General features: G+C 50.4%; 11 protein-coding genes. 3 read left to right on the top strand and 8 right to left on the bottom strand.

From position 1 onward, the window contains the following. Positions 1-30: 30 nt before the first annotated feature. The 3 genes from B5G42_RS16700 to B5G42_RS16690 all read right to left on the bottom strand — a co-directional run bounded on the left by B5G42_RS16700 (position 31) and on the right by B5G42_RS16690 (position 1,665). Positions 31-804, bottom strand: a complete 774-nt coding sequence (locus B5G42_RS16700) for a response regulator transcription factor (protein WP_242961271.1) — start codon at positions 802-804, stop codon at positions 31-33. Next, a complete protein-coding gene (locus B5G42_RS16695) occupies positions 788-967 on the bottom strand; it encodes a DNA-binding protein (protein WP_087272819.1) in 180 nt (59 codons plus the stop codon). The genes B5G42_RS16700 and B5G42_RS16695 overlap by 17 nt, the downstream gene beginning before the upstream one ends. A gap of 158 nt (positions 968-1,125) precedes the next feature. Then, positions 1,126-1,665 (bottom strand): SLOG family protein, encoded by a 540-nt coding sequence (locus B5G42_RS16690; protein ID WP_087272816.1) that lies wholly within the window; start codon positions 1,663-1,665, stop codon positions 1,126-1,128. Between the two features lie 156 nt (positions 1,666-1,821). Between B5G42_RS16690 and B5G42_RS16685 the strand changes: the two genes are divergently transcribed. Continuing rightward, positions 1,822-2,136 carry a helix-turn-helix transcriptional regulator gene (locus B5G42_RS16685; protein ID WP_021632301.1) on the top strand — a complete coding sequence of 105 codons (315 nt, stop codon included), beginning with the start codon at positions 1,822-1,824 and terminating at the stop codon, positions 2,134-2,136. 134 nt (positions 2,137-2,270) lie between these two features. Here B5G42_RS16685 and B5G42_RS16680 read toward each other — a convergent pair whose 3' ends face one another. Genes B5G42_RS16680 through B5G42_RS16660 form a run of 5 tightly spaced genes read right to left on the bottom strand, consistent with a single transcriptional unit; the run spans position 2,271 to position 7,150 of the window. Continuing rightward, positions 2,271-3,899 carry an ABC transporter substrate-binding protein gene (locus tag B5G42_RS16680; protein ID WP_087272813.1) on the bottom strand — a complete coding sequence of 543 codons (1,629 nt, stop codon included), beginning with the start codon at positions 3,897-3,899 and terminating at the stop codon, positions 2,271-2,273. Positions 3,900-3,923: 24 nt separating this feature from the next. After that, positions 3,924-4,634 (bottom strand): ATP-binding cassette domain-containing protein, encoded by a 711-nt coding sequence (locus B5G42_RS16675; RefSeq protein WP_242961270.1) that lies wholly within the window; start codon positions 4,632-4,634, stop codon positions 3,924-3,926. Next, entirely contained in the window at positions 4,616-5,410 is a 795-nt protein-coding gene (locus tag B5G42_RS16670; RefSeq protein WP_087272811.1) for an ATP-binding cassette domain-containing protein, read from the bottom strand. Before B5G42_RS16670 ends, B5G42_RS16675 begins: the two co-directional genes overlap by 19 nt. Then, a complete protein-coding gene (locus tag B5G42_RS16665) occupies positions 5,403-6,203 on the bottom strand; it encodes an ABC transporter permease (protein ID WP_087272809.1) in 801 nt (266 codons plus the stop codon). Before B5G42_RS16665 ends, B5G42_RS16670 begins: the two co-directional genes overlap by 8 nt. Further along, positions 6,200-7,150, bottom strand: a complete 951-nt coding sequence (locus tag B5G42_RS16660; protein WP_087272806.1) for an ABC transporter permease — start codon at positions 7,148-7,150, stop codon at positions 6,200-6,202. Before B5G42_RS16660 ends, B5G42_RS16665 begins: the two co-directional genes overlap by 4 nt. 118 nt (positions 7,151-7,268) lie before the next feature. Here B5G42_RS16660 and B5G42_RS16655 point away from each other — a divergent pair, with 118 nt between their 5' ends. Then, positions 7,269-8,294 (top strand): helix-turn-helix domain-containing protein, encoded by a 1,026-nt coding sequence (locus B5G42_RS16655; RefSeq protein WP_162611138.1) that lies wholly within the window; start codon positions 7,269-7,271, stop codon positions 8,292-8,294. A 198-nt stretch (positions 8,295-8,492) separates the two neighbouring features. Continuing rightward, positions 8,493-10,277 (top strand): ABC transporter ATP-binding protein, encoded by a 1,785-nt coding sequence (locus B5G42_RS16650; protein ID WP_087272799.1) that lies wholly within the window; start codon positions 8,493-8,495, stop codon positions 10,275-10,277. Positions 10,278-10,381: the final 104 nt, after the last annotated feature.

The following is a 10,381-nucleotide window of genomic DNA, read 5'->3' as shown; positions in this document are numbered from 1 at the left end:
GGGGCTGGCTACGCCTCCAGTGTAAAGGAACTATTCAAATTGTAAATGGCTGTTTTCAGTTGACCAAAATTGGCGTTTTTCGCCTGACCCGGAATGGCGATTATCGCCTGACGCTAACAGCATTTTGAATCCGAGGCCCCAAACCGTTTGAATATACTTTTCCTCTGGATTGACATTGGCAAACTTCTTGCGAAGATTTCCAATATGGACATTGATTGCGTTGTCGTCTCCAATAAAGTTTTCATTCCATACACTTTCAAAAATGTTGTTCTTTGTGAACACCTTTGATGGTGCAGACATCAAAAGCTGCAAAATCAGGTATTCGTACCTTGTCAAAGCAATGGGAGTATTACCGATCTTAGCTTCCATAGCTTCTGTATCAAGGGACAAATCCTTAAAGTGAAGTGTTTTGCTATCGTTAGCCCCGGTGGACTTCCGAAATCGCCGCAGCACCGCTTCAATCCGCACCAGTAGCTCTTGATTATCAAATGGCTTGGTGATGTAATCATCAGCGCCATTTCGTATGAGGTTCACTTTGCTGTCTACATCTGTTTTAGCGGAAACACCGATAATCGGAATATCCATCATGCTCTTTATCTTGCCCAATACTATCTCACCCGGTATGCCGGGAAGCATCAGATCAAGTAAAATCAAGTCAAAGCTGCTTTTTTCTATCAATAGAAGTGCCTCGCTTCCAGAATAGGCAGAAGTTACGCAATATCCATGTTGGGTTAAAAGCCGCTTAGTCATATCGTTTAGCAGTACGTCATCTTCAATAATTAAAATACTAAAGCTGTTTTCCATCTCTTGTTCTCCTGTCACGCGGTTTTTCTGCATCTTTTGGGATCAGCCAGATTGTTGCTATCTTTACAGCGCCGGGAATACGGCCACCGGCGCAATAGTAGTTTACCCGTCGAGGGGTCACGCCCCATTTTTCGCTTGCTTCTTTGAGCGTAATGTAGTCCATATTCACACCTCCACCAAACACATTATAGTTCTTTTACTCGAACAATGCTACGAACAAAATATGAATTATAGCATAAGTGCCTTTGGCTAAATGACGGGGTATATAAAAAATACGCCGGGTGTAGGACCAACAAGGTCACATCCGGCGCTCTTGATGGATTACATTGGATAGGTTATATTGGCTGTGTCTGGGTGAATCAGAACTACCGGCACATTGTTCTTCCGTGCATACCGGACACACTGCATTGTTCCGGATCGCAGATTCCGTGCATCATCATAAACTGCCACCAGGTAATTGGCCTGATCTACCATGTAGCAATTTCTCTTGACATAGCTCTCGCGGCAATCTTCGTTTCCGATGACCTCTTTTCTGCTGCAATGCTGCAGGATGAACTCCATCCGGCGCTTGCTGCGCTGATCCCACTTGGCGTCATGGCCGACAAAAGGCAGGGCTACAACCAATTCAATATCTTCGTATCCAGGCTGTTCCTTCAGACGAAGGATTTGTTCAGCCGCCCACATATCCACGCCCAGGGCGCCGCCGACATAGAAGCAGCTAACTTCCTGTTCATCATGTAGCTTTCGGAACACCTCCAGCATATTGGCCTTGATCTTCTTACAAAGACTATAATCTTCACTATACTTGAACTTGAACCGGCTCGGCCGGTGTCCAGTAATGGCACAAACGCATCTATTCATGCGGTTTCCTCCTATTCCAATATAGGCTTACACATAGAAAACAAAAATAACTCATTTAATAAGTATAAAACAAGGATACAAGCCAAATTATAGCACAAATAATATTCAATATCCAGGGAACCTTTCTGATATGCTAACTATTAGAGAGGTGAACTTATGGACGAAGAATTTATCCGCAATCGGATCACGGAGCTGCGGCTGAAAAAAGGCATTTCTGAATACCAGTTGAGTTTGGAACTGGGACAAAACCGTGGCTACATCCAGGCTATTTCCTCCGGCCGGGCATTGCCTTCCATGAAGCAATTCTTAAATATCTGCGAATATTTTGAAATAACGCCCCTACAATTTTTTGACGCTACCGAAAACACCCCACAGCTTGTCAGAAAGGCGTTGGATGGCATCAGGACATTATCAGATGATGATTTAATTATATTGCTTGGTCTTATCGCACGGCTGAATCAAGGAAAATGACGGCAGGCGCCAAATGCCCCGGCCGCACAAGGGTATCATCAAAAACCGTCCAGGGTTCAGTAGTATATAGCAAAGGCCCAATGTAGATACTAAATCTACATTGGGCCTTTGCTTTCATCAAAAGCTAATTTGTTTTAAGCAACTGGCTGTAATCCACTCACATCAAAGAAGGCAGGCACACCACTAAATTCGTAACCGGCAATCTTGTCGGTGTTGTAGAGAATCAGGTCTTTGTAGTAGGTCAACGGAATATCAATCACATTACCCAAGTCATAGTTGATGAGGTAATTGTAGAGTTCCTGAACCTCAGCAGGATCGTCCGTCTGCTTAACAGCAGTGATAGCGTCAAAAAACTCCTGGGAGCCGTCAACCTGGCTCAGAGAGAAGGTGTGCGGGGTCATGGAGGGCATAGCACCGAAGAAGCAGTGAGGTGAGGAAAATTCATACTCACCAATCCAATAGGTAATGTCAAAGTTACCTGCCATCATCTCGGCGTACCACTCCATCTTCTCGCTGCCCTTGAGTTCTAGGCCGATGCCGACCTTCTCCAACTGACTCTTGAGTAGGGTGGCATAGGAGGAAACGAGAGAGTCCTGCGCCGTGTCATAGATAAAGGTCAGGTTGAGCGCCTCACCATCTTTCTCTCGAATGCCGGTCTCTTCATTCATGACCCAGCCAGCCTCATCCAAGAGGGCCGCTGCTTTTTCGGGATCGTAGGGGTAAGATGCCGTAAGCTCAACGTCGGTGTAGGGGGTTCCTTCCGGGAAAGGCATCTCCGCAATCCGCTCATAGCCGTAGGTTAGGCCATCAGAGAACTCCTCTTTATTGATGGCGTGAGACACCGCCTGACGAACTCGGGCATCCACCAGAGGACCGCTGGAAGCGTTGAGGGTAATATCACGGGCACGAGTATCCTTTTCCGCAATGGCTCCTGCAACTCCATTCAGAGCTGTGGCCTGCTGGTAGTCCTGATAGGAAATCATGGAGCTACCATAAACCAGATCAATTTCACCGGTCTGGAGCGCCTGTAGCCGGGAAGTGGAGTCAGGGATATACCGGGCAATGATTTCATCGAAATAGGGTTCCTCGCCCCAGTAATTCTCGTTGCGGACAAAGCGGGTGTATTCACCAGACACATATTCCTCATAGATGTAGGGGCCGGTGCCAGCATAACCCTGAACCGTCTGGAAATCGCCCTCCACAATTTGATTGGGCGACTGCATTCCGCCTACATCTGGCCAGCAGAAGTCATAGGCATAACCGTAGTAGGGGTGCGGGTAGGTAATAGTGACAGTGTATTCGTCCGTGGCTTCCACGCTCTCTATATCGTAAATACCGGGGCAGGCCATATACTGCGGGTTGCTGTGCATGAAATCCAGATTCTTTTTCACCGCCTCGGCATTGAAGGGGGTTCCGTCATGGAAAGTAATTCCTTGGCGGAGCGTCAGCGTCATCACGGTTCCATCCTCATTGAACGAGTAGGATTCAGCCAGATTGCCCTTGACCTCTCCATCCTCGTATTTTAGGAGGGTTTCATAGAGCATGGTGCACATGGAGTAATTATAAACACCCATATAAAGCGGAGACAGAGTAGTTGTCTCGGTCATGGTTGCGATGGTAAGCGTTTTGTCTTGGGTGTTGTCCCCACCTTGGCTTTCGGATGTGGAGGATGACGGATCGCTGTTGGCTGGCCCGCCGCAGGCACTCAACACCATGCAGAGGCAGAGCGCCGCTGAAATCAGAGAAATCAGTTTCTTTTTCATGGTCTATGTTCCTTTCTTTGGATGTTATGTGGATTCAGTGCGGACTGCTTCCCGCACGAATACCCCTTGGTTTAATTCGAGAATCCGGCTGGATATGCGATACGCCGTCTGCCGGTCATGGGTGATCAGCAGATAGGCACAGCCAAATTCCTCGTGGTAACGCTCCAGGACCTGCAACACCGCATCCGCAGAAAGAAGGTCCAGTCCGCTGGTGACTTCATCCAGTACCAGAAATTGCGGATGAATGGAGAGGGCCCGAAGCAAGGAAAGGCGGCGCTGTTCGCCGCCAGAGAGCTGACGAACCGGAATTTGAAGAAGATGGGAGTCCATGTGGGTCAGCTCCATCAATTCATCGATTCTCGTCCGCCTTTGCCGCTTGTCCAACTGCGTCAAGTTGCGTAGGGCCTCCTCCACATTGTGGTAGACGGAGCGAGCCGGATTGAGTGTCCCGGAGGCGTCCTGAAAAACCGCTTGGATATGACTGCGTTTCTCCCGCCATGTGGACGCCTTCCAGCGGGTAATATCTTCCCCATTCCATGTAATGGTCCCGCTGTTTGGTTTTTCAATGCCGATCAGAAGCCGGGCCAGGGTACTTTTTCCGCTGCCGCTTTCCCCCAGAACAGCGATATTTTCTCCAGCAGACCAGGAGAAAGACACATCACGGAGGACCTGAAATGGTCGTTGTTTTTCGTCCATATAAGTTTTGGACACCTGATTTACTGCAAATCCTTCCAAGACCACTCGCCTCCTTTCTGAGCTTCTGCGGCCCGAACAAACGCCTCGGTCCATGCCTTCTGTGGATGGGCAAATAACGCTTCGATATTTTGGCGTTCAATTATCGTACCATGCTCTAAAATCACGGTCTCCCGGCAGAGCATTTTCAAAGCCGACACATCGTGTGATACGAACAAGATGCCGGCTGAGTGGTAGGTATCCCGTAATAGCGTGAGTAGGTGATCCCGGTTCTCCTCATCCAAAGCCGAAGTAGGTTCATCCGCAAGGATATAGCGTGGGGCAAGCCCTCCCAGACAGGCCATGGATACCCGCTGGAGCATTCCGCCGGAGAGTTGGCTGGGAAAAGAGTTCAAAATCCGTTCCACATCTTCCAGATTGACGGCCAGCAGCTGTTCCCGGGCCAGCGTCAGCGCTTTGTCTTTCGGCAAATTCAAGCGGAGCCGGAAGGTCTGTACCATCTGTGCGCCGATTCTCATGTGAGGATCAAATGCGGTCATTGGGCTTTGTGGGATAAAGCCGAGCACCGTTCCGCAATATTTCCGCCGCTCTCGAGCGGGAAGCTTTTCCAGAGACAGCCCATCCAGAAGAATTTCGCCCGCCTCAATAACACAGCCATAGGGCAGAATCCCCATGACTGCCTTGATGATTGTAGTCTTGCCCGATCCGCTGGCTCCGGTCAGACCCAGTGGCTCTCCGGGGGTGAGGGTAAAGGAAACATCCCGCACCAGAGGCCTGCCCTCCTTGGAACGGACTGTGAGATGTTTTACTTCAAGCATCGATTCGCCCTCCTGACTCCAGTTGGCGGCCCAGAAGGTTGAACGACAGGACGCACAGGAAAATAAATAGCATGGGGTAGAGAACCAGCCCAGGTGCCAGTCCAAACGAGGTTCGCCCTTCGGACACCATGCTACCCCAGTCGATGACCCCTTCTCCCAAACTCAGACCGATAAAGGAGAAGCCGGAAATGGAGAGGATCATCTCTCCCGCGGAAAGGCAGGAGAAGCGAAACGCATCCCGAATGAGGTTCGGCAGAATGTGGATCAGCAAAATACGAAAACGGGAAGCGCCGGAGGCCACTGCGCACAGGACATACGCCTTGCTGTATTCCAGTTCCGTCTTGGTCTTTACCAGCTTGATCATCCGCAGAATGAGGGAGACTGTGAGAGCCACCACCATGGTGGAAACACTGTTGCCCCAAGTGCTGATGAAAATAATGAGATAAGCGATGGGCGGAATGGCAGTAACTGCGTTCAGAATACTTTCAAACAATACATTGCGTCCCGCTTTTCCCTGGCCCAGCAGAAGGCCGAGCAGGATACCGACCGTCATGACGATGGCGGAGCCCATCAGGACGATGCCCAGCGTGGTATAACCGCCATACAGGATGCGGGAGAGAACGCACCGGCCATACTGGTCAGTTCCCAGCGGATACTCCGCACAGGGAGCCAAAAAGGACTGTGTAATCACGACCTCCTCCGGATCGTTGGGAGCAGCCAAAAAGCCTAAAAAGCAGAACAGGATCACCAAAGCCGGCAAAATGCTTAAAAAAAGGATATGTAACTTTTTCATTGGACCGCCCCCTCAGCATGGCCGCGCTGGAATATCCGCTGCAGAATGTCGGAAACCGCGTTGCAGATCACCAGAAAGAAGGCCAGAAACAGGATCGTGGCATGTATCATAGGCGTGTCCCGGTAGAGTACGCTGTCCACGATGGAATACCCAAGGCCGGGCAAAGAAAAGATTTTCTCCACGATAGCAGAGCCAGCCAGGGAGATACCGACCATTTGCAAAAAGCTGGGTGCCAAGCCGGCCAGTGCATGGGGCAACGCATGGGTCCACAAAATCCTCATGTCGGAAAGCCCACGGCACCGGGCATACACCGCGTAATCCTCATTCATCTCCCGCTCAATATTTTTGGAGAGAAGTTGAGAGTAGAGGGCAATCCCGCCCACGGCCAGGCAGATGGCTGCGGGCAGATACCGCATCAGCCCCGTACTGGAGGCCACGGAGATCCATCCGAAACGGACTGCAAACACATCGAGAAAGGAACTGGCAAGGAAGAATGGCGGGATGGATACGCCCACGATGCACACAAAAACCAAAAGCAGGTGCGCCCATTTCCGCCTGCACCAGTAGCACAGGCTTCCTACCAGAAGAATACCGACCGCTTCAATGACTGCCGCTATCAATACAATGCTCAGTGTGACGCCCATTGCGCGGGACACCTCACCCAAAACAGAGCGTCCGTTGACCAGTGAGGTTCCAAAGTCAAGGTGGAGCGCATTCCCCACCCATGTTCCGTACTGAACCAGAAGCGGCTGATTGAGCCCCATCTCCTCCCGAAGCTCATCAAGCTGCTCCGGTGTGTATAACATAAAAGTTCTCCGGGCATAGGCTTCCGCCGCATCCACCGGAGAGAGCTTTACCAGTAAAAAAGAGAGAAAGGTTACAATCAGCAAGGTCAGCAGAAGTTCCAAGATTTTTCTTGCTGTGAACGAATGGATCAGTTTTTTCAACGCATATTGCCCTCCCTTGCTTTTTTCTCATTTATGTGTTATTATCGGTTAGCATACACTAACCGTCTTATAGAATTATAGTGCCTTTATTCGCAAAAACAAGTGATTGCCCATTTGTTTGGCCGATTGCGAAAATCATTTGGTCGATTGCAAAAAGGAGGTGATGCCGGTGCGTACGGGATTTGAGCAATTATGTCTTTCTCATCTGCCTCAGTTGGGGCTGAAACCGGCCAAGAAGGGGCTGGAGGAAAAAAACGGGGTAGGCTTTACCTTTGTCCCGGAGCCAGGGGTTGGAAAGGGCTATCTGTGGACCTACCCTATCAATGCTGCCTGCTCGTTAACTATTTATGATGTGGTATTCCACCAGGATATGTCCTTCCACTATCACCACCCCGCCGCTCTGACGGTTGCGGTTAGTTCTCCAAGTAGCGCGGAGCCTGCGCTGACAAAGCCCTGTACCAATCCGGAAAATCTGGTGGGCTACTTTTTGGAGGAGGGGACCTTTGGACATACGATCCCTAAAAACACTCCTGTCCGAAGTATTGGGATTGGCCTGATGCCAGAGTTTTACGAACAACAGCTTCCTGCACTAATGGGGCAAGAAACCACGCAGATGAAGAAAGCGGCCTGTGCACTGGATGGAACAGTGTCGCTCCCTGAGGTAGAAAGCATTCTTCACCAGATGGCGGCCTATCTGCCACAGGCTGGGAGTGCGGGTCTGCGCTATGAAGCAAAGGTGTTCGATCTACTTGCCGCTCTCCTGGAGTGGAATGACTTGACTTTATCTGCCCCGACTGCCGCCAGCATATCCGCAAAGGATCAGGAGGCGATGCAAAGCCTCAAACATTTTCTGCTTCAGAATTACTCTACCAAAGTGGATCTCCAGCGTCTGGCCCAAATGTGCTATATGAGCAAGTCGAAACTGACCTATCTGTTCCGTATGCTTTACGGTACCACGATTTATGAGTTTATCCTGGCTTGCCGGATTGACCGAGCAAAAGAGTTATTGGCCGACCGTGAAAAAAAGCTCAGTGAGATTGCTGCCCTAGTTGGTTATGAGAGGCAAAGCAGTTTCTCCGCCGCATTTCATCAGAAAACGGGCGTCACGCCCAATGAGTTCCGCCGACAATTCTGGAACAAATAAAGAAAAATATATTAAGCACGTTAAGCACGCCGTGATTTCACGGCGTGCTTTTTTTGCAATCGGCCAAATCTATTTCGGAACATTCCAGACTTCGGCTGGAGCGATTGCGCTTTTTGCAGACGGACAGTATCATTTGGTTAGTCGGTGCAAACTTCTGAATGGATTCTTTCGTGTTGATGTGGATAAGGAGATGATGAGATGACCCAGAAGAAAAAAACAGGAATCTCCAGACTTTTGGAGTTTGGGGGTCGTTACCGCTGGATGACAGTGGTGGCCTGTATTTTATCCGGACTCAGTTCTGTGCTTATGCTGTGTCCCTTTTTGTGTATTTGGCTGGTCCTGCGGAATGTGCTGGCAGCCCTGCCGGACTTGAGTACGGTGGATGTGGAGGCGATGACCCTTTATGGCTGGGCCGCGCTGGGTCTGGCCGTAGGAGGCTTTCTTCTCTATTCGCTGGCTCTTTTATTTTCCCATCTAGGGGCGTTCCACACGGCCAAAAATATGCAGTCCCAGATCCTGCACCATCTGGCTTCGCTCCCATTGGGTTTTTTCTCCCAGAACAGCAGCGGCAAACTGCGGAAAATCATCAATGAGAACACGGCGCAGACGGAAAACTTCCTGGCGCACCAGCTCCCGGATATGACCGGATCAGCCGTGACAGCTGTGACGATGCTGGCCATGCTGTTGTTCTTTGATTGGAGATTAGGCGGCCTGTCCATCCTTCTGCTGGTTGCGGGGTTTATGGTACAAATGCTGATGACCAGCGAGAAATCTATGTCCTATATGCGAAAATACCAGGACGCTTCGGAACAGATGAACAATGAAGCGGTAGAGTATGTTCGCGGCATCCCAGTAGTCAAGGTTTTCCAGCAGACGATTTACTCCTTTAAGAGCTTTTACGCCGCTATCATGTACTACAAGGACAATGTAACGGAATATGCGCTCTCCTGCCAAGGACCGATGGTGGCTTTCAATGTCATCATCAATGCCTCCTTTGCTGTGCTGATCCCGGCTGGTATCCTCCTGATTGGCCCGGAACAGTACAGCGAGTTTCTGCTGGATTTGATTTTCTATATCCTGTTTACCTCCGGCAGTGCCGGTATCCTCAACAAAATTTTATTTTCCGGCACACATCGTATGATGGCACAGGAAGCAGTGCGGCGGATTGACTCCCTGCTGGCAGAGGCTTCCGTAGTAGAGGACGCGCTCGCCCGGATACCGGATCAGAATGATGTGGAGTTTCGGAATGTGACCTTTACCTATCCAGGTGGAAATGTGCCTGCGCTTTCTCACCTATCGTTTCAAGTCCCGGAGGGGAAAACTGTGGCTTTGGTAGGCGCTTCGGGGAGCGGAAAGACCACCGCCGCCACCCTGATCCCCCGGTTTTGGGATGTGCAGGAAGGGGCGGTCTGCATTGGAGGCGTCCCGGTTTCTCAAATCCCCAAGCGGGAACTGATGGAGCGCATCGCTTTTGTATTTCAGGACAGCCGGTTGCTGAAGGCAAGCATCCTCGAAAATGTTCGCGCCTCCCGGCCGAATGCGACCAGAGAGCAGGTGCAGGAGGCGCTCAGGGCTGCCCAGTGCGATGATATTTTAGAGAAATTACCAAAGGGCGTGGACACGGTGCTGGGAACCAAGGGCGTCTATCTCTCCGGCGGGGAGCAGCAACGCATCGCTCTTGCGCGGGCAATCCTCAAGGATGCCCCCATCGTTCTGCTGGATGAGGCCACCGCTTTCGCTGACCCGGAAAACGAGCACAAAATTCAGATGGCATTTGAGCGTCTGACAAGAGGAAAAACTGTCCTGATGATTGCCCACCGGCTTCCCACCATTCAAAACGCCGATGAGATTTTGGTATTGGAACAGGGAACCATCGCAGAACGGGGAACCCATAGTGCGCTGATGGCACAGAACGGGATCTACGCATCTATGTGGAGAGATTATCAGACCTCAGTTGCTTGGAATATCGGAAAGACCTGCTAACAAAAGTCAAGTAGAAATTTCAGATTTGAGGGAGCGGCAAAAAGACAACACAAAATCAAGCCGCTGAACATCTCAAAATCGAAACGGCGGCCAACCAGATGGTA

This window comes from Flavonifractor sp. An91 (genome assembly GCF_002159225.1).
GTDB classification, from domain to species: domain Bacteria; phylum Bacillota; class Clostridia; order Oscillospirales; family Oscillospiraceae; genus Flavonifractor; species Flavonifractor avicola.
The sequence above is the reverse complement of the archived record's forward strand: the minus strand, read 5'-3'. Positions and strand labels throughout refer to the sequence as shown.

Excerpts from the sequence above, each read along its gene's own strand:
- B5G42_RS16700 (WP_242961271.1), bottom strand. The coding sequence starts at position 804 with ATGGAAAACAGCTTTAGTATTTTAATTATTGAAGATGACGTACTGCTA.
- B5G42_RS16695 (WP_087272819.1), bottom strand. The coding sequence starts at position 967 with ATGGACTACATTACGCTCAAAGAAGCAAGCGAAAAATGGGGCGTGACC.
- B5G42_RS16690 (WP_087272816.1), bottom strand. The coding sequence starts at position 1,665 with ATGAATAGATGCGTTTGTGCCATTACTGGACACCGGCCGAGCCGGTTC.
- B5G42_RS16685 (WP_021632301.1), top strand. The coding sequence starts at position 1,822 with ATGGACGAAGAATTTATCCGCAATCGGATCACGGAGCTGCGGCTGAAA.
- B5G42_RS16680 (WP_087272813.1), bottom strand. The coding sequence starts at position 3,899 with ATGAAAAAGAAACTGATTTCTCTGATTTCAGCGGCGCTCTGCCTCTGC.
- B5G42_RS16670 (WP_087272811.1), bottom strand. The coding sequence starts at position 5,410 with ATGCTTGAAGTAAAACATCTCACAGTCCGTTCCAAGGAGGGCAGGCCT.
- B5G42_RS16665 (WP_087272809.1), bottom strand. The coding sequence starts at position 6,203 with ATGAAAAAGTTACATATCCTTTTTTTAAGCATTTTGCCGGCTTTGGTG.
- B5G42_RS16650 (WP_087272799.1), top strand. The coding sequence starts at position 8,493 with ATGACCCAGAAGAAAAAAACAGGAATCTCCAGACTTTTGGAGTTTGGG.